Consider the following 18737-nt stretch of genomic DNA (forward strand, 5'->3'; position numbering starts at 1 on the left):
TGAAGGTTTCGCTAATTTCAATCCAAAATATTACACATTAGCGTCGAAATTTCGGAAATCTTCGCGATTCCGCTCCGGTATCTTTGTTTGGCTGTTGGAGGGGGCGTCGACACCAGGAATGCTCCCCGTTTGAACACTATGGAGCAGACATGAAAGATCCGAATCCGATCCGCAAGGCGCTGTTGGCCCTGGAGCCTTCCGAGGGCTGCTGGCTGACCCTGGCGAGCCCGGCGGTGGCCGAGGCGATTGCGCATTGCGGCTTCGACTGGCTGGTCGTCGACATGGAGCATGCGCCCAATGATGTGGCGGGCCTGACGGCGCAACTACAGGCCATCGACTCGGCGCGCGCGCATGGCGCCACCGCGTATCCGGTCGTGCGGGTGACGGTGAACGATGCGGCGCTGGTCAAGCGCGCCATGGATTGCGGCGCCCGGACGGTCATATTCCCGAACATCGACACGGCCGACGACGCTTGCAACGCCATCGCCTCGATGCGTTTCCCGTCGGCAGGCAATGGCGGCGTGCGTGGCGTGGCCGGCCTGGTGCGGGCGGGCATGTACGGACAGGACCCCACCTACGTCAAGCTGGCCAATGAACAGGCCTGCGCGATCCTGCAGATCGAGTCGGCGCAGGCGGTGCGCAACGTCGAAGCCATCGCCGCGCTGCCGGGGGCGGACTGCTTGTTCGTGGGCACGGCCGACCTGGCGGCCAGTCTCGGTCGCCTGGGCGACATGACCCACGTCGAAGTCCGCGAGGCCGTCGACCGCGTGATCGCGGCCGGCAAGGCGGCGGGCAAGGCCGTCGGCATCTTCGCCAACGATCCCGAGGAAGCGGCGCGCTACCGCAAGCTGGGCGTGCAATTCATCGCCTTGCATTCCGATGTGGCCTGGCTGGCCCGGGGCGCCCGCCAGGCGCGCGCGCAGTTCGACGCCGCATGCCGCTGAGCCGGCGGCGCGATCACTTTCATCTGGTACGACAGGAACAGGCATGAATACAGCAGTATCTTCCGGCGGCTTCAGCTCGACGGCGCGCGCCAGCGTGCAGACTTTGCGTTCGTCGCAGATCCGCGAGGTCGCCAATGCAGGCATGGGCCGCGCCGACGTGCTGCCGTTCTGGTTCGGCGAGCCCGACGAGCAGACCCCGCCCGCGTTTCGCGATGCGGCCATCGCCCACATTGCGTCGGGGCAGACGTTCTATGTGCAGACCCTGGGCGTGCCCGCGCTGCGCGAGCGCCTGGCGGCCTACGTCAGCGGCCTGCATGGCCGGCGCGAAGTCGACAATATCGCGGTGACCAGTTCGGGCACGTCGGCGCTGATGACCGCGGTGCAGGCCATCGTGGGCGCGGGCGATCACGTGGTGGCCGTGACGCCCCTGTGGCCCAATCTGGTGGAAATGCCCAAGGTGCTGGGGGCGAGCGTGACGACCGTGCCGCTGTCGTTTTCCGAGAGCGGCTGGCGCCTGGACCTGGATGCCTTGCTCGCCGCGTTGACGCCGGACGTGCGGGCGCTGCTGGTGAACTCGCCGAACAATCCGACGGGTTGGGTGATGAATGCGGAGCAGCAGCGTGTCGTGCTGGAGCACTGCCGCAAGCACGGCATCTGGATCATCGCCGACGATGTCTACGAACGCTATTACTACGAAGGCGCCGTGGCGCCCACCTTCCTGGACATCGCGGCTCCAGACGACCGCGTGGTCAGCTGCAATTCGTTTTCCAAGGCCTGGCTGATGACGGGCTGGCGCGTGGGCTGGGTGGTGGTGCCGCGCGGCCTGCTGCCGGAAATCGGCAAGCTGATCGAATACAGCAACACCTGCACGCCGGGTTTCGTGCAGACCGCCGCCTTGTGCGCGCTTGAACAGGGCGAGCCCGTCATCGCGCGCACGGTGCAGCGGCTGCGGCTGGCGCGCGACCACCTGGCATCGAAGCTGTCGCAGGTGCCCGGGGTTGAACTGGCCGGCGCGGCGCCGGGAGCGATGTACACCTTCTTCCGCATCCGCGGCGTGTCTGACAGCCTGGCGTTCTGCAAGGACCTGGTCGTGCGCGGCGGGCTGGGCCTGGCGCCGGGCATGGCGTTCGGACCCGAGGGCGAGGGCTATCTGCGCTGGTGCTATGCCAGCGCGCATGAGCGGCTGGATGAAGGCGTGGCTAGACTAGCGCGCTTTCTGGATGCGGCGCGGGGCAAGGCTGCCTGAGCGCCAGGCCTCAACCTTAGGGTGCGACCCATGAATACTGCAGAGCTTCCCCGTTCCCTGGAATGGATAGAACGGCTGGTGCGTTTCGACACGACCAGCCGCCTGTCCAATCTGGGTCTGATCGAAACGGTGCGCGACCACCTGGCCGCGGCCGGGCTGGCTCCCAGGCTGATCTACAACGCCGACGGCAAGAAGGCGAATCTCTTCGTGACTGTGCCTGCCGCGGACGGCGGCACCCAGGGCGGGGTGGTGCTGTCCGGCCATACCGATGTGGTGCCGGTGGACGGCCAGGCCTGGAGCAGCGATCCGTTCGCGCCTGAAGTGCGCGACGGCCGCCTGTACGGCCGTGGCACCTGCGACATGAAGGGCTTCATCGGCGTGGCGCTGGCCATGCTGCCGTCGTTCACGTCGCGGCGGCTGCGCGTGCCGCTGCACCTGGCGCTGAGTTATGACGAGGAGGTGGGCTGTCTGGGGGCGGACGCCATGCTGCGTGAATTGGCCAAGCTGGATATCCGCCCGGATAGCTGCATCGTGGGCGAGCCCACCGAGATGCGCGTCATCTCCGCCCACAAGAGCAGCAACCTGTACCGCTGCACCGTGCATGGGCACGCCGCGCATTCTTCGCTGACGCCGCGCGGCGTCAACGCGATCGAATATGCGGCGCGCGCCATCTGCCACATCCGCGACATGGCCGACGGCCATCGCCAGAACGGCCCCTTCGATCAGGATTTCGAGGTGCCGTACACGACTGCCAACACCGGCACGATCTCGGGCGGCCTGTCCGTCAACACGATTCCGGACCGCTGCCAGTTCGAGTTCGAATTCCGCACCATCCCGGGCGTGCTGGCGCCAGACGTGATCGGCGGCCTGCGTCGCTACATCACCGGCGAACTGCGCGACCGCATCAAGGCGGAGAACCCGCAGGCCGATATCGAACTGGAAGCGCTGGCCGAGGTGCCCGGTTTCGATACCGCCGCGACCGCCGAGATTGCGCAGCTGGCGCAGGCGCTGACCGGCGCGCGCGGCACCGAGAAGGTGGCGTACTGCACGGAGGCCGGCCTGTTCCAGCGGGCCGGCATGACGGCGGTCATCTGCGGCCCCGGCAACCTGCAGCAGGCGCACCGGCCGGACGAGTATGTCGCGTTGTCGCAGATCAGCCTGTGCGAACAGTTCATGGAAAAGCTGGCGGGCCATCTCGAGATGGCCCGGCAATGAGTTGAATCGATAGTTACTCTTCAAAAAAAACAGAGGGAAAAATGGCTTATTCGGAGAAGACAACCTGGAATGCGGCGGCCGCCGGCCGTAGCAAGGCGGCGCCGGCGGGCGACCGGCGCGCCCAGGCGCGGCGCGCGGTGATTGCCGCATCCATCGGCAATGCGCTGGAGTGGTTCGACATGATCGCGTATGGCACGTTCGCGCTGATCATTGCCAAGCTGTACTTTCCGTCCGCCAGCGAGAGTTCCTCGCTGCTGCTGGCGCTGGCCACCTTCGGCGTGTCGTTCCTGATGCGGCCGCTGGGCGCCATCGTGCTGGGCAGCTATGCCGACCGGGCGGGCCGCAAGGCGGCGCTGACGGCGTCCATTTTCCTGATGATGATAGGCACGCTGATCATCGTGGTGGTGCCCACGCATGCGCAGATCGGCGTGGCAGCATCGATCATCATCCTGGTCGCGCGCCTGATCCAGGGCTTTTCGGCGGGCGGGGAATTCGGCAGCGCGACGGCCTTCCTCATCGAGTATGCGCCGGACCGGCGCGCCTACTACGCCAGCTGGCAGGTCGCCAGCCAGGGCGCGGCGATCCTGCTGGCCGCCTTGTTCGGCGCGGTGCTCAATGCGACGCTGACCCAGGCCCAGCTGGAAAGCTGGGGCTGGCGCATTCCGTTCGTGTTCGGCCTGCTGATCGCGCCGGTGGGCTACTACATCCGCCATCACATGGATGAAACACCGGAGTTCAGCGCGGCAGAGGCGTCGGCCTCGCCGCTGAGCGACATGTTCGCGGGGCAGAAACTGCGCCTGCTCGTTACCGTCGGCTTCGTGGCGCTGGGCTCGGTGGGCAATTACCTGGCCCTGTACATGCCCACGTACTCGATCCGCCAGCTGGGTCTGCCGCCTACCATCGGCTTTCTGGCGACGCTGGTCACGGGCGTCATCATGACGGTCGGCGCGCCTTTCGTCGGCACCCTGGCAGACCGGATCGGGCCCGCGCGCATCATGACGGCCGCGGCCCTGGCGACCGCGCTGCTGTGCTACCCCTTGTTCTATTTGCTGGTGTCGTATCCGACCGTGGGCGTGCTGATGATCGTGCAGGTCATCCTGGGCGTCCTGGCGACGGCGTACTTTGCGCCCATGCCAGCGCTGATGTCCGCCATCTTCCCGGTGCAGGTGCGCACCACCGGCCTGTCCCTGGGCTACAACATTGCCGTGACGATCTTTGGCGGCTTTGCGCCGTTCATCCTGACCTGGCTGATCGCGACCACCGATTCCAAGCTGTCGCCCAGCTACTACCTGCTGGCCATTGCGCTCATGGCCATGGTGTCGCTGAACGTGGCGCGCCGGACTTTCCAGCAGCGCTAGGCGGCCAGCGCCGGCCTGCTCACCGGAGGCCGGCTCCGCTGCGAGCGGAATGTAGCCTATTGTTGCGCGGCGCGGCGCGGCCGCTAGCTGTCACGGCTGGCGGCCGCGCCATTTTTGCCATCCTCCGGGCAATACAAAATGTTGCCTGTCTCCCGCCCCGCGCTTGCTAGCATGATCTGGCCGGAATGATCCGGCGCACCGACGGGATAGTGGAGGTTTCCATGAACTCAAGAACAATATTCAACCGGATCGCCGTGGTCGCGGCGTCGGGGGCTTTGCTGGCGGGTTGCGCCACGCAGCAGCAGACCAATACCGCAGTGGGCACGGGCGCCGGCGCGGCGATCGGCGCCGGTATTGGAGCCCTGGTGGGCCATGGCACGGGCGCGGCCATCGGCGCCGGCATCGGCGCGGTGGCGGGCGGCCTGGTCGGCTACAACTGGAAGGTCGTCAAGGAAGACGTGCAGAAGTCGGGCGCTTCGTCGCTGGGCATCGACGTGGTCGAAATGCCCGATGGCAGCCTCAAGGTCAACATTCCCAGCGGCGTGTCGTTCGATACCGACAAGACGCAGCTCAAACCCGCGTTGCTGCCGGTGTTGGACAGCGTCGCGCGCTCGCTCAACCAGCATCCTGAACTGCGGGCCAAGGTGGTCGGCCATACGGACAGCACGGGCGCCCTGGCGCACAACCAGACGCTGTCGGTCAATCGCGCCAAGAGCGTGACCGACTACCTCAGCAAGCAGGGCGTGGCCGCGGGCCGCCTGACTGTCGAGGGCCGCGGGCCGAACGATCCGATCGGCGACAATGCGACCGCCGAAGGCCGTGCGCTGAACCGCCGCGTGGAGATCTACCTGTACGCGGTCCAGCAGTAAGCCTGGGCCAGCCCAGTGTCCGAGGCGGCTGGCGCGATGCGCCGCCGCCTGTTTTTTTGGAGTCCGTCATGAGCATGTTCCCTCCCGCCCGCATCGGCACCGATATCGCCGTGGCCGCCTTGTCTGGCTGGCAGGCCGTGGCGATGCGCGACGCCATCGAAAAGCGCTTCCGCTTCCCCAATTTCAATACGGCATTCGGCTTCATGACGCGCGTCGCCATGTTCGCGGAGAAGCTGAACCATCATCCGGAATGGACCAACGTCTACAACCGCGTGGACGTGACCTTGACCACGCACGACGCCGGCGGCGTGACCGAGCTGGATGTGCGCATGGCGCAGTTCATGGACGAGGCGGCAGCGCAATTGGGCGCCACCGCGCCCAAGGCTTAGGGCGCGTTTTGCGGCGGCGTGGGCGGGAGCGGGTCTTCCGCGCTGTCCGCGTCAGGCTGCAAATGGCTGTTCACGCGGTCCAGCATGTCGCCCAGCAGGCGCTGCTCGTCGGCGCTGAGGCAGCCGAAGATTTCTTCATTGCGGCGGGCGATCAGGTCGATGACGCGCTGATATTGCGCCAGGCCGTCCGGGGTGGGCGCCAGCACCACGCCGCGCCCGTCGGAGGCGGACATGGTTTTTTCCACCAGGCCGCGGTCCACCAGGGCCTGCGCCGAGCGACTGGCTTGGCCTTTGTTCAGATTGGCCGCCCGCGCCAGGTCGTTGACCGACAAGGGCGCGTAGCGGCCGATGGCCGCCAGGCAGCGGGCCTCGCCCAGAGGAATCCCGCAAGCTTCCAGATAGGCGCGATTCGTGTCCCTGTCCGTGATCTTGTTGAGCACGTGCAGGCGGTAGGTCAGGAATCGTTCGAGGGCGGGCGGGTTCACGTCGGGCGGGCAGGTTCGGAGGCGGAGTAGTGTGCCACAGGGCCGTTGGCCAGGCAGGCGGCTTCCGCCTGGGCCAAAAGCGTGGCGGCGTCGCGCGTATCGCTCAAGCGGGCCAGTAGCGACAGGCTCAGGATCGACAGGAAGAGCGATGCCTGTTCCTCGCCGACGCGCGTCAGGGTCTGCGCCATGGCGGTATAGATCTGGTCCAGTTCATCGTTGTTCATGCTAGCTCTTCCTTGTGCGCGTCGCGTGCGATCGAGGGGTAGTAGGGCTTGAGCGCGGCGCGCAGGGTGGCGGCCGACGGGGCGGTCCAGCGTCCCAGCACGTAGCCGTCAGGCCGCAGCAGGTAGACGGTGCCGGCTTGCGCGCCGTAGCGCTGGCTTAGCTGTCCGTGCGGGTCCTGCAAGGCGTCATCGCCCGTCTTCAGCACGCGCAGCGGCTGGGGGGCATCGCGGGTGGCGGCAGCCAGGGCGTCCAGTTCGGCCGCCAGCCGGGCGTCGGGAGCCAGCGACAGCGCGACGAAGCCGGCGCCAAAGCATGCGCTGAGGTGCAGCGGCGCGCCGTGATCGTGCAGCAGCGCTTCGGGCGCAGGCTGGCCGGGCGCGGCGGCCGTGCCGGCTTGCGGCGCGCCGTCATTCAGGTTCAGCGGCGAGGCATCGTAGGAGATGGGCGCCGACTGCCGCGGGTTGATCAGCTGACGCACCCGCTCATCCGACAGCGCCAGGCGCAGGGCGGCCTCGCGCATCAGGCGAAAGCCGAAGTCCGGCGGGGCCATGAACTCGGTGCTCTTCGCGCCGTAGGCCAGGTTCTGGCGGGTGGCGTGGATGCGCTCCACGCTGTAGCTGTCCAGCAGGCTGTCGGAGGCCTGGCCTCGCAGCACCCAGGCCAGCTTCCAGGCCAGGTTGCCGGCGTCGTCCAGCCCCGAGTTCAGGCCCCGTACACCGAAGATAGGCACCAGGTGGGCGGCATCGCCGGCGAACAGCACGCGTCCGTGGCGGTAGCTGTCCAGCGTCAGGCACTTGGCGTTATAGATCGAGATCCACAAGGGCTTCCAGGGTGCGGTCTCGCCGATCATGTCCAGATGGCTTTGCACGCGCGGCAGCACGTTCTCCGGCTTGACGGCCTCTTCGGGGTCTTCGTCGTCGCGGATCTGGTAATCCACCCGCCACACATTGCCGGGCTGGCGGTGCATGAGCAGGGTGGAGCCGGGATTGGAGGGCGGATCGAACCAGGCCAGGCGCTCCACGGGGCGGCTGGACTCCTGTTCGATGTCGACGATGACGTAGCGTCCTTCGTACTGCATGCCTTCCAGCTTCAGGCCCATGGCCTCGCGCACGGTGCTGCGGCCGCCGTCGCAGGCGATCAGCCAGTCGGCGCGCACGGTCTGACGGCCGCCTTCGATGTCCACTTCGGCCGTGACGCCGTCCGCGTCGGCGCGCAGGCCGGCAAGCCGCGCCGACCAGCGCAGTTCGGCCAGTGCCGGATGGCGCTGCATGGCCTGATGCGCGTACTCCTCGACGGCGTACTGCTGGATGTTGACCATGGGCGCATAGCGCTGCAGCGGATCGTGCGGCATCTCGAAATGCAGGACCTCGCTGTTGCGGAAGTAGCTGCGGCCGCCGGTCCAGGCCAGGCCGGTGGCCGTCAGGGGCCGGTCGGCGCCGACCCAGCCCATGATTTCCTGCGACCGCCGCGAGATGCAGATGGCGCGGCTGCCGCTGCAATAGTCGTCGTCCGCCTCCAGCGTCAGCGAGGCGATGCCGTATTCGGCCAGCAGGGCGGCCAGCGTCAGGCCGACGGGGCCGCCGCCGGCGATCAGGACGGGAACGTGCGCGGGGAGCGGCATGTTGTCTCCAGGGATTGGTTGTTTGCGCAACTATATTATTAAGAGGTTGCGTGCGCAACTATATTTTTTGGGCAAGAAAAAACCCGCCGGATCAGGGCGGGTCTTGGTGATTGCGCGGCGTATCTATCAGTTGCGCACGTAGTAGATGCGCATCGCCTGCTGCTTCTGGGCGCCGTCCATTACGCGCAGCACCACGACCTTGGCCGTGAAGCCGTCGGGCAGCTTCAGCTGGCCCAGCGCGTAGTCGTAACGGTCGACGTTCAGGGCGGGGCCTTCCGGCGTGACGGTGGCGGCGCGGCCGTTGGGGTAGGTACCGTCGATGGAGAAGGTCAGCGTGCCCTTGAACGGCGCGCCCTGGCGGTCCTCGCGCATGACCAGCACCTGGTAGTCCAGCAGGCCGGGCGCGCGCTTGAAGGTGGCAGAGCGGATGCCCAGGTTGCCGCCGCGCGGATCGGCCGGCATGGCGTCCTGGAACAGCACCAGTTCCTTGTTCAGCGTTTCGATCTTGCTGCGGGCTTCAGCAAGGTCGGAAGTCAGCTTTTCATGGCCGGACTTGTTGGCGTCGCGTTGTTGCGTGGCTTCCTCGAGCTGGCTTTGCAGGCGCTGGCGTTCCAGGTTGGCGGTGCTCAGTTCGCTGTGCAGCTGCTCGGACTGTTCCACGGTCAGGCGTTGCGGGCCGTAGTTGGTCTGCAGGAAGAGCACGCCGCCGGCGCCCAGGGCGATGCCCACCAGCAGCAGGACCAGCCAGCGCGGCATGCGGCGCGTGCGTTGGCCGGGCTGGTACACGGAGGGCTTGAATACAGCCCGTTGCGATCTTCCAAACATCCCCATTCCTAGAAAACTTCCTGTGTGTTTGCTCGCCCGCGCGCTGCGCGCGCAGGTCAAAGCGCTAGAGAATACCCCGTTAGCCGGGACCGTTGGGTGCGCGGACAAGCCTGGTTGCGCACCTTGATATTGTGAAATATGTGGGTGTCAGCGGACCCGGCGGTTGAGCTCGGCGTCCAGGTCCGCCAGCCGCTGCGGCGTGCCGACATCCGTCCATTCGCCTGCGTGGCGCGCGCCGCGCGCCAGGCCGCGGGCCATGGCCTGCCGGAGCAAGGGCGCCAGAGGCGCCGCCGCGCCCCGGGGGACGTCGGCGAACAACGAGGGATGGTAGACGCCGATACCCGCAAAGGTCAAACGAGGTTCGCCCTGGGCATGCACGCTGCCGTCGGCAGCCAGGCGGAAATCGCCGGCCGGATGCTGGGGCGGGTTGTCCACCAGCAGCAGCCAGGCGCCACTCCCGGGCAGGGCGCGCGCCAGGCCGGTGGCCGCGGCGGGATCCCAGTCGCACCAGACGTCGCCGTTGACGACCAGGAAGGGCTCGTCGCCGAGCAGCGGCAGCGCCTGGACGATGCCGCCCGCGGTTTCCAGCGCGGAGACTTCGGCCGAATAGCGGATCCGCACGCCATGCGCGCTGCCGTCGCCCAACGCCCGTTCGATTTCGTGGCCGAGCCAGGCGTGGTTGATGACGATGTCGCGGATGCCTGCGGCCGCCAGCCGCCGCAGGTGCCAGACGATCAGCGGCTGGCCGCCCACGGACAGCAGGGGCTTGGGCAAGCGGTCGGTGAGGGGGCGCATGCGTTCGCCGCGTCCCGCGGCGAGGATCATGGCCCGCATCAGAACGTGTACCCGACACTGACCTGGCGGTTTTCCAGCTGGTCCAGCAGGCGCAGCAGGGGCGTGAAGACGCCATAGCGCTGGGCCACCTGGCGGACATAGCCGCTGACGCGCGGCATGTGGGCCTGGTAGTGCGCCTTGCCGTCGCGATGATGCAGCCGGGCGAACACGCCCAGGATGCGCAGGTTGCGCTGCAGGCCCATCCACTCGTAGGCGCGGTGGAATTCGGCGAAATCCGAGTCCACCGGCAGGCCGGCCGCCCGCGCCATTTCCCAGTAGCGGATGGCCCAGTCCAATTGCTGGGGTTCTTCCCAGGTCGTGCGGGCATCCGTCACCAGGGAGGCCAGGTCATAAGTGATGGGGCCGGCCAACGCATCCTGGAAGTCGATGATGCCCGGGTTGGGGCCGTACTGCGGCCGGTCGCAGACCATCAGGTTGGGCGAATGGTAGTCGCGGTGCACCAGCACCTGGGCCTGTCCGCCGTTGCTGGCGGACAGCAAGGCAAAGATCTTTTCCAGCGCGTTTGCGGTCTTGTCGTCCAGCGTCACGCCGTGATGCTTCTGCACGTACCACTCGGGGAAAAGCTTGAGCTCGTCGGCCAGGCGGGCGGTGTCATAAGCGCCCAGGCCGGCAGTGGAGGCCTGCTGCAGGCGGACCAGGGCGGCCAGGGCCTCGCGATACAACGTCTGCAGTTCGCTGTCCGGCAGTCCGGCCTGAATGCGCTGGTAATAGGTCTGTTCACCCAGGTCGGACAACAGCAGCAGGCCCTGGTCCAGATCCTGTTCCAGCACGGCGGGCACGTTCAGGCCGACATCCGCCAGCAAACGGTCCACGTGCAGGAAGGGGCGGCAATCCTCGTGCGCGGGCGGGGCGTCCATGACTATCAAGGTGCGTACGCCGGCGTCCAGCCTGAAATAGCGGCGGAAGCTGGCGTCGGCGGACGCCGGGCGCAGCGTGTCGATGGCCAGGTTCAGGCTGGCGGGCAGGCCGCCCAGCCAGTGGCGGATCTGCTCCAGGCGGGGGTCGTGATCGTTTTTCAAGGAAGATCCGTGTCAGAAAGGCAATATTGCTGAGAATTGTGTCCCGGGCACATAAGTCTGGGCCTATGGCGCGGCTTCTCTATAATACCGGCTCGTTTCCGTTAGCATTGGCCCTTCGTGGGTGCCGGTGTCGCGTTCCCACCATCGTCAAAAAGGGCTGTTTTCACTCGTGCGCAAGGTTCGATGGTTGATCCTCTCTGCTGTCAGTGTCGCCGCCGGAGCCGTCCAGGCCCAAGGCAGCCAGGGCAGCGCTCCCGCCGCGTCGTCGACCTCGGCGACTCCCGTGTTGCGCACTTCGCCGGGCTTGCGGATCCACCGCTTGCCGGACGACAGCATTCCCGCCTTCATGGAGGCGGACACCATCGATGGCGATCCTGATTCGGATCTGACCCTGACCGGCAACGCCCAGGTGCGCCGCATCGACAGCGTGATCAAGGGCGACCGCATCAACTACCGCAAGGACACCGGCGAAGTCGACGTCCAGGGTAGCGCGCGCATGATGCGCGACGGCACCCTGGTGATCGGGCCGAGCGCCAAGTTCAACGTCGACAAGTCCTCGGGTGAGGTCGAAAAGCCCAATTTCTGGATGGGCGCCAACGGCGGCTTTGCCGTCGCCGAGCATGCGGACATCTTCAGCCGGTCGCAGATGCGGCTGCAAACCGTGACATACAGCGGCTGCGCCTGCGAAACGCCGTCCTGGTACATCAAGGCCAAGACCGTCGACATCGACTTCGACGAAAACGAAGGCGTGGCGCGCAGCGGCGTGCTGTATTTCAAGGACGTGCCCATCCTGGCGTCGCCTTATATGACCTTTCCGGTCAAGAAGGAGCGCAAGTCGGGCTTCCTGATGCCGACGTATGGCACGACCAGCCAGGGCGGTCTCGATTTTTCGATTCCGTATTACCTGAATCTGGCGCCGAACTATGACCTGACCGTGCAGCCGCGCTACTTCTCCAAGCGCGGGCTGCAGATGGGTGGGGAGTTCCGCTACCTCGGCAATTCTTACAGCGGCATCCTGGACGGCGCCTACCTGCCCAACGACAAGCTGACCGACAGCGACCGTTGGATGTACTGGTGGCGCCACATGCAGATTCTGCCCAACGGCTTCTATGCCGACTGGGACATCGCGAAGGTGTCGGATGACAACTATTTTCGCGATATTTCCCAACTGGGTCTGAATCAGGCTTCGACAACATACCTGCCACAACGCGCACGCGTGGGCTGGTCGTCCGCGTCCGGCTACTGGAGCGGGTACGCTCAGGTCTACAAATACCAGACGCTGCAAGATCCCGATGCGCCGCTTGCGCCGCCGTACGACAAGGAGCCGGAACTCTTCTTCCGAGGCGCCCGCTATGACTGGGGCGGTTTTGACGTCGATTGGAGTTCCACCGCGGTGCGCTTCCGCAGGTCGCTCTTCGAAGGACAACGACTCGGACCGAACGGCGACCGCTTCCAGACCTATCCGACAGTTTCATACCCCATCGTCAAGCCTGGCTGGTTCATCGTTCCCAAGGCAGGCGTCAATTACACCCAGTACAACACCGACTGGTACAACCTCAGCCCGGGGACGCCGCGTTCGCAATCCCGTTCGGTGCCGATCCTGTCCCTGGATTCGGGGTTGGTCTTCGAACGCGACACCTCGCTGTTCGGCAAGGCATCCACGCAGACCCTGGAGCCGCGTCTGTACTACCTGTACGTGCCGTACCGCGACCAGTCCAAACTGCCTGTCTACGACACCTCTTTGGCTGATTTCAGCTTTTCGCAGGCGTTCGAAGAGAACATCTATACCGGCGGCTGGGACCGCATCGCCAACGCCAACCAACTAACCGCGGCGTTGACGACGCGCTGGCTGGACGCCAACACCGGTTTCGAGCGCATGTCGCTGGGCATCGCGCAGCGGCTGTACTTTGCAGACCAGAAGGTCACGTTGCCTGGCGAGGTACCGCGCGAGAATGTGCGTTCAGATTTCCTTCTGGGCGCGAGTGCGGCCCTGACCGATACGCTAAGCACCGAGATCGCCGCGCAATACAACCCCTACGACAGCAACTGGTCGCGCGGCCTGGTCAGCGCGCGCTGGTCGCCGCAGCGCTTGACGACGGTGGCCGTGTCGTACCGCTACCAACGCGATCCTCAACCCGGCGTCCAGTATCAGGCGCAGGGGCAGAACCAGGTGAGCCTGGCCATGCAGTGGCCGTTCTCCAAGCGCTGGTACGGCGTCGGGCGGGTGGACTACTCGCTGCGCAACGGTCCGTCCAGCACGGTGGCCGGCACAACGGATTCGCCACGTGTCACGCAGGCCATCGCCGGCCTGGAGTACAAGGGAGATTGCTGCTGGGTGGGCCGCATGGTCTACCAGCGATATGCGGTCTCCGCCACGGACGCCAACTCGGCACTATTCTTCCAGCTTGAGCTGACCGGTCTGGGTTCCCTGGGAACCGACCCGATGAATCTGCTGAACAGAAGTATCCCCGGCTACTCGCGCATTACGCCGCCTGTGCCCACCGGGACCACATTTGAAAGGTATGAATGATGCGTAGGTTGCACTCTTTGCGCCGCCTCTCCGGCAATGCGCTGCTATTGGCCGTGTGCGCCGGCTTGCCCCTGGCCCATGCGGCCGAGCAGGGCGGCAAGGCCGCGAACAATGGCGCCAAGCCGAATTCCGCTGCGCAAAAAAACGCCGCGCCCGCGCCGCAGCGCGAGCAGTTCGTCGACGGGATTGCCGCAGTCGTGGACAAGGACGTGATCACGCTGCGCGAACTGCGCGATGCGTCCTTGCGCATTTCAGGCGAATTGAAGTCCCGCGGCATCCAGGTGCCCGATGACCAGACCCTGCAACACCAGGTGTTGCAACGTCTGATCATGGAGCGCGTGCAGCGCCATGAGGCGGATCGCCTGGGCATACGCGTGGATGACGCGCAAATCGACCAAGCGATCCAGACCATTGCGTCCCGCAATAAGATCAGCGTGGCTCAGTTGCGCCAGGAAATCGAAAAGTCCGGCACCAGCTGGGACGGCTACCGCAAGGCGCTGCGCGATGAGATCCGCACGGATCGCCTGCGCCAACGCGCGGTGGATTCCACCATCGTGATTTCGGATGCCGAAGTCGACGCCTTCCTGAAGGATCAGCGCCGCAATCCGGCATTCGGCGCGGCGCCGCAGGCGGCCCCGCAACCGCAGGCTCAGCCGCAGCCAGAACCGCAGCAGGCAGCCGCGCCCTCGGGCCCGATGCTCTATGCCCTGGCCCAGATCCTGGTGCGCGTGCCTGAAGGTTCGTCGCCCGAGCAACTGGCCGCGCTGCGCAAGAAGGCCGAAGGCCTGCTGGCGCAAGCCAAGCGCGGCGACGACTTCGCCAGCCTGGCTGCCGCGGCCTCGGACGGCCCCGAAGCCCTGCAAGGCGGCGTCATGGGCGTGCGCCCGCTGGACGGCTGGCCCGACCTGTTCGTACAGGCCGTCGGCAACTTGCAGAAAGGCCAGGTCAGCGGCCTGATCCAGAGCGGCAACGGTTTCCACATCATCAAGGTGATGGACCGCGGCACCGCCCAGCCGGCGCCCGCCCGCACTGCCCGCGCCCCGGCGCCGGCCCAGGCGCCGCAACCCGCAGCCGCGCCGGCGCAGGCGCCTGCGCATCAAGGTCCGGTGGAAGTGATGCAGACCCGCGCACGCCACATCCTGATCAAGACCTCCACCGTCATGAGCGACGAAATGGCGCGTCAGCGCCTGGAGCAGGTGCGCCAGCGCCTGGTGAGCGGCGGCGCCAAGTTCGAGGACATGGCGCGCCAGTATTCGCAGGATGCGACCGCTCCGCAAGGTGGCGAGCTGGGCTGGTTGAACCCGGGCGAAACCGTGCCGCCGTTCGAGGCCGCCATGAATGCCCTGAAGCCGGGTGAAATCAGCCAGCCGGTGCAATCGCCTTTCGGCTGGCACCTGATCGAAGTGGAAGAGCGCCGCCAGCATGACGCCACCGACGACATGGCCCGCATGAAGGCGCGCCAGATTCTGTTCGAACGCCGTGCCCAGCCCGCTTTCGAGGATTGGCTGGAGCAGCTGCGTGCCCAGGCGTACATCGACAATCGTCTGGAAAAGCAGCAGAAGATCCAGCAGAACAACCGCTAAACGCATTACAGGCTTTACATGTCCCAGCACCAGGCGCGCAAGCGCTTTGGCCAGAACTTCCTGACCGACGAGAGCGTGGTCGAGTCCATCGTCCGGGCGGTTTCGCCCGCCCGCGACGATACCGTAGTCGAGATCGGCCCGGGCTTGTCCGCGCTTACCCGGCCGTTGCTCGAACGCCTGGATCACTTGACGGCGGTCGAGATCGACCGCGACCTGGCGGCGCGCCTGCGCAAGCAGTTCGACGCCAGCCGCCTGACCGTGGTCGAGGCCGACGCGCTGACGGTGGATTTTTCCCAGTTCGGACCCGCGCTGCGCGTGGTGGGAAACCTGCCCTACAACATCTCCAGCCCGCTGCTGTTCCATCTGATGACCTGGGCCGATCACGTCCGCGACCAGCATTTCATGCTGCAGCGGGAAGTGATCGACCGGATGGTCGCGCAGCCCGGTTCGGGCGACTTCAGCCGCCTGTCGGTGATGCTGCAGTCGCGCTACCGTATGCACAAGCTGTTCGACGTGCCGCCGGAAGCCTTCGATCCACCGCCCAAGGTGGTGTCGGCGATCGTGCGCATGGTGCCCTTGCCGGCGGATCGTTTGCGTCCGGTCAGCGAGCGGGCCTTCGAAACGGTGGTGGCGCGGGCATTCTCGCAGCGGCGCAAGATGCTGCGCCGGGTGCTGGCGGACTGGGCGCCGCAAGTGCCCTGGGAAGCGCTGGACATCGCGCCCACGGCGCGCGCCGAGGATATTTCGGTGGACCGGTATATCCGCCTGGCCGATGCGCTGGTGGCGGCCGGCGTGCTACAGGCCGAGTGACGTCGGACCCCGAAATCAAAAAGCCCGCGCAAGCGGGCTTTTTTACGCGGATGCCTATAGCATGCGTTTCTGCGCGCTCATCCATAGCTGCATGACGTCGCGGGCGCGGTCGGCCAGCAATTTCTCGGCGTCGGTGAGCGCCTGCTGCAGCGTGATGGGGCCCGGCGCCAGGCTGAAGGCGGCGCTGATGCCGCAGGCGTGCAGCGCTTCGTAGCCTTCGCCGAGCGAGCCGGCCAGCGCCACCACGGGCACGCCGGCGCGCTGCGCGATTTTTGCCACGCCGGCAGGGGTCTTGCCGCGCAGGGTCTGCGCGTCCATGCGGCCTTCGCCCGTGAACACCAGGGTCGCACCCTCGACCGCCTGGGCCAGGCCGCCCAGTTCCGCCACGATCTCAACGCCGGGCCGGAATTGCGCATTGAGGAAAGCCTTGGCCGCGAATCCCAGGCCGCCCGCCGCGCCCGCGCCCGGGTGGTCGCGGTGATCGGCCCCCAGGTGCTTGGCGCACACGTCGGCGAAATTCGTCAGCATCTGATCCAGGACCAGCACCTGTTCAGGCGTCGCGCCCTTTTGCGGGCCGAATACATGCGAGGCGCCCTGCGGACCGCACAAAGGGTTGTCCACGTCGGAGGCGATGTCGATGCGGATCCCGGTCAGGCGCGGGTCGAGGCCGCGGGTGTCGATGCTGGCCAGCTTGCCCAGGGCGCCGCCGCCGGGCGGCAGGCTGCGGCCATCCGCGTCCAGCAGGCGCACGCCCAGGGCCGTCAGCATGCCCGCGCCCGCGTCGTTGGTGGCAGAGCCGCCCAGGCCCAGGATGATGCGCGTGGCGCCCGCGTTCAGGGCGGCCAGCATCAGTTCGCCCACGCCGTGGCTGCTGGCGCGCATGGGATCGCGCTTGGAAGGCGCGATCAGTTCCAGACCCGCTGCCGCAGCCATCTCGATCACCGCCGTGCCGTCCTCCAGCAAGCCCCAGACGGCGTCGACCTTGTAGCCCAAGGCATCGTTCACCGTCAGCTGGCATTCCTTGCCGCCGGTCGCAGCGAGCACGGCTTCGACCGTGCCTTCGCCGCCGTCGGCCATCGGAATGCATACCGTGTGGGCGCCGGGAACAGCGGCCTTCACGCCGCGGGCAATCGCTGCTGCGGCATCGGGAGCGGACACGCTTTCTTTGAAAGAGTCGGGGGCGATGACGATTTTCACGGGTTCAGTCGAGCTCGTTTTTCGGTTGAGGTGATGCCCATGATACCTGCGCGGGCGCGGCCGGCGTACCATAGCGTTTTTGTTGTTTTAGCGAGAGTGGATCGTCATGCCCGTATTGCGCCGCACCAAAATTGTCGCCACCCTGGGACCTTCGACTTCGACGCCTGAACGCATAGAAGCGCTGATCCGCGCGGGCCTGGACGTGGCCCGCCTGAACTTCTCGCACGGCAGCGCGGACGACCATCGCGAGCGCGCCCGCATGGTGCGCGAGATCGCCGCCAAGCAGGGCCGCTTCGTCGCCATCATGGGCGACCTGCAAGGCCCCAAGATCCGTATCGCGCGCTTCAAGGACAAACTGGTCCAGCTGCAGATCGGCCAGCCGTTCACGCTGTCGCGCGTGCATCCCAAGGAAGAGGGCACGGCCAGCATCGTGGGCATCGATTACCCCGAACTGGTGCAGGACTGCCGCGTTGGCGACGAGCTGCTGCTGGATGACGGCCGCGTGGTGCTGGTGGTGGACAGCGTCGAAGGCGACGAGGTCCACACCACCGTGACGGTGGGCGGTCCACTGTCGAACAACAAGGGCATCAACCGCCGCGGCGGCGGCCTGTCCGCGCCCAGCCTGACCGACAAGGACCGTGTTGACATCAAGCTGGCCGCCGAGATGGAACTTGACTACGTGGCCGTGTCGTTTCCGCGCTATGGCAGCGATATCGACGAGGCGCGCACGCTGCTGGCGGCCGCCGGCAGCCAGGCCTGGATCATCGCCAAGATCGAACGCGCCGAAGCCGTGGCCGACGACGAAGCGCTGGACGCGCTGATCCGCGCCAGCGACGGCGTGATGGTGGCGCGCGGCGACCTGGGCGTGGAAGTGGGCGATGCCGAACTCGTCGGCATCCAGAAGCGCATCATCCAGCACGCGCGCACCCTGAACAAGGTCGTCATCACCGCGACGCAGATGATGGAGTCGATGATCTCCAGCCCCATGCCCACGCGCGCCGAAGTGTCCGACGTGGCCAACGCGGTGCTGGACTACACCGACGCCGTCATGCTGTCGGCGGAAAGCGCGTCGGGCCAGTATCCCGTGGAAACCGTGCAGGCCATGGCCCGCGTTTGCCTGGGCGCGGAAAAGCACCCGACCTCGACCAAGTCGCATCACCGCCTGGGCGAGACCTTCACGCGCTGCGACGAGACCATCGCGCTGGCGGCCATGTACGCGGCCAATCATTTCCCCGGCGTCAAGGCCATCATCTCGCTGACCGAAAGCGGCCACACGCCGCTGATCATGTCGCGCATCCGCTCGGGCGTGCCGATCTACTGCTACAGCCCGCACAGCATCACACAAAACCGCGTGGCCATGTTCCGCGGCGTCTACACGATTCCGTTCGCGCCGTCGGACTACGAGCCTGCCGATTTGAGCAACGCCGCCATCGATGAACTGCGCAAGCGCAACCTGGTGCAGACCGGCGACTGGGTGATCCTGACCAAGGGCGACTTCTACCGCGACAGCGGCGGCACCAACGGCATGAAGATCCTGCTGGTGGATTGATACGGCGGGGCGGGGAG

General features: G+C 66.5%; 17 protein-coding genes. 10 read left to right on the top strand and 7 right to left on the bottom strand.

Translation table 11 applies throughout. The features are described from left to right. Positions 1 to 149 precede the first annotated feature (149 nt). From ACZ5YA_RS26595 to ACZ5YA_RS26620, 6 genes are all read left to right on the top strand, one after another. Positions 150 to 944 (top strand): HpcH/HpaI aldolase family protein, encoded by a 795-nt coding sequence (locus ACZ5YA_RS26595; RefSeq protein ID WP_464091445.1) that lies wholly within the window; start codon positions 150 to 152, stop codon positions 942 to 944. 43 nt (positions 945 to 987) lie between these two features. After that, positions 988 to 2190, top strand: a complete 1203-nt coding sequence (locus ACZ5YA_RS26600) for a pyridoxal phosphate-dependent aminotransferase (protein WP_118932646.1) — start codon at positions 988 to 990, stop codon at positions 2188 to 2190. Between the two features lie 30 nt (positions 2191 to 2220). Next, positions 2221 to 3405, top strand: a complete 1185-nt coding sequence (gene argE, locus ACZ5YA_RS26605) for an acetylornithine deacetylase (RefSeq protein ID WP_464091446.1) — start codon at positions 2221 to 2223, stop codon at positions 3403 to 3405. Positions 3406 to 3446: 41 nt separating this feature from the next. Then, the gene (locus tag ACZ5YA_RS26610; RefSeq protein WP_191295198.1) at positions 3447 to 4763 is read left to right on the top strand and encodes an MFS transporter; all 1317 of its coding nucleotides are present in this window, start codon (positions 3447 to 3449) and stop codon (positions 4761 to 4763) included. A gap of 221 nt (positions 4764 to 4984) precedes the next feature. Further along, a complete protein-coding gene (locus ACZ5YA_RS26615; protein WP_059371515.1) occupies positions 4985 to 5632 on the top strand; it encodes a YiaD family glycine zipper/OmpA-like lipoprotein in 648 nt (215 codons plus the stop codon). 68 nt (positions 5633 to 5700) lie between these two features. After that, positions 5701 to 6021: a 4a-hydroxytetrahydrobiopterin dehydratase gene (locus ACZ5YA_RS26620; RefSeq protein ID WP_059371723.1), complete on the top strand. Its 321-nt coding sequence runs from the start codon at positions 5701 to 5703 to the stop codon at positions 6019 to 6021. Here the strand turns inward: ACZ5YA_RS26620 and ACZ5YA_RS26625 are convergent. The 6 genes from ACZ5YA_RS26625 to ACZ5YA_RS26650 all read right to left on the bottom strand — a co-directional run bounded on the left by ACZ5YA_RS26625 (position 6018) and on the right by ACZ5YA_RS26650 (position 11051). After that, entirely contained in the window at positions 6018 to 6506 is a 489-nt protein-coding gene (locus tag ACZ5YA_RS26625) for a MarR family winged helix-turn-helix transcriptional regulator (RefSeq protein ID WP_251877869.1), read from the bottom strand. The two genes, ACZ5YA_RS26620 and ACZ5YA_RS26625, sit on opposite strands and share 4 nt — an antisense overlap. Then, positions 6503 to 6730 carry a hypothetical protein gene (locus ACZ5YA_RS26630; protein ID WP_059371517.1) on the bottom strand — a complete coding sequence of 76 codons (228 nt, stop codon included), beginning with the start codon at positions 6728 to 6730 and terminating at the stop codon, positions 6503 to 6505. Before ACZ5YA_RS26630 ends, ACZ5YA_RS26625 begins: the two co-directional genes overlap by 4 nt. Beyond that, positions 6727 to 8352: an FAD-dependent oxidoreductase gene (locus ACZ5YA_RS26635; protein ID WP_464091447.1), complete on the bottom strand. Its 1626-nt coding sequence runs from the start codon at positions 8350 to 8352 to the stop codon at positions 6727 to 6729. Before ACZ5YA_RS26635 ends, ACZ5YA_RS26630 begins: the two co-directional genes overlap by 4 nt. Positions 8353 to 8478: 126 nt before the next feature. Next, the gene (locus ACZ5YA_RS26640; RefSeq protein ID WP_059371519.1) at positions 8479 to 9177 is read right to left on the bottom strand and encodes a DUF6776 family protein; all 699 of its coding nucleotides are present in this window, start codon (positions 9175 to 9177) and stop codon (positions 8479 to 8481) included. 147 nt (positions 9178 to 9324) lie between these two features. Continuing rightward, on the bottom strand, positions 9325 to 10011 hold the full coding sequence (gene murU / locus ACZ5YA_RS26645) for an N-acetylmuramate alpha-1-phosphate uridylyltransferase MurU (protein ID WP_280015420.1): 687 nt from the start codon (positions 10009 to 10011) through the stop codon (positions 9325 to 9327). After that, the gene (locus ACZ5YA_RS26650) at positions 10011 to 11051 is read right to left on the bottom strand and encodes an aminoglycoside phosphotransferase family protein (protein WP_059371521.1); all 1041 of its coding nucleotides are present in this window, start codon (positions 11049 to 11051) and stop codon (positions 10011 to 10013) included. Before ACZ5YA_RS26650 ends, murU begins: the two co-directional genes overlap by 1 nt. A 169-nt stretch (positions 11052 to 11220) precedes the next feature. Between ACZ5YA_RS26650 and ACZ5YA_RS26655 the strand changes: the two genes are divergently transcribed. Genes ACZ5YA_RS26655 through rsmA form a run of 3 tightly spaced genes read left to right on the top strand, consistent with a single transcriptional unit; the run spans position 11221 to position 15974 of the window. After that, positions 11221 to 13581 (top strand): LPS-assembly protein LptD, encoded by a 2361-nt coding sequence (locus ACZ5YA_RS26655; RefSeq protein WP_464091448.1) that lies wholly within the window; start codon positions 11221 to 11223, stop codon positions 13579 to 13581. Then, the gene (locus tag ACZ5YA_RS26660) at positions 13578 to 15164 is read left to right on the top strand and encodes a peptidylprolyl isomerase (protein ID WP_464091449.1); all 1587 of its coding nucleotides are present in this window, start codon (positions 13578 to 13580) and stop codon (positions 15162 to 15164) included. Before ACZ5YA_RS26655 ends, ACZ5YA_RS26660 begins: the two co-directional genes overlap by 4 nt. 18 nt (positions 15165 to 15182) lie before the next feature. Continuing rightward, a complete protein-coding gene (gene rsmA / locus ACZ5YA_RS26665; protein WP_118932411.1) occupies positions 15183 to 15974 on the top strand; it encodes a 16S rRNA (adenine(1518)-N(6)/adenine(1519)-N(6))-dimethyltransferase RsmA in 792 nt (263 codons plus the stop codon). Between the two features lie 54 nt (positions 15975 to 16028). On the opposite strand, the gene ACZ5YA_RS26670 is transcribed toward rsmA, so the two are convergent. Beyond that, the gene (locus ACZ5YA_RS26670; RefSeq protein ID WP_464091450.1) at positions 16029 to 17171 is read right to left on the bottom strand and encodes a glycerate kinase; all 1143 of its coding nucleotides are present in this window, start codon (positions 17169 to 17171) and stop codon (positions 16029 to 16031) included. Positions 17172 to 17277: 106 nt separating this feature from the next. Here ACZ5YA_RS26670 and pyk point away from each other — a divergent pair, with 106 nt between their 5' ends. Next, complete coding sequence (gene pyk, locus ACZ5YA_RS26675; protein ID WP_054457531.1) at positions 17278 to 18720, top strand: pyruvate kinase; 1443 nt, start codon at positions 17278 to 17280, stop codon at positions 18718 to 18720. Positions 18721 to 18737 lie beyond the last annotated feature (17 nt).

This window comes from Achromobacter sp. JCM 18799, assembly GCF_055395645.1.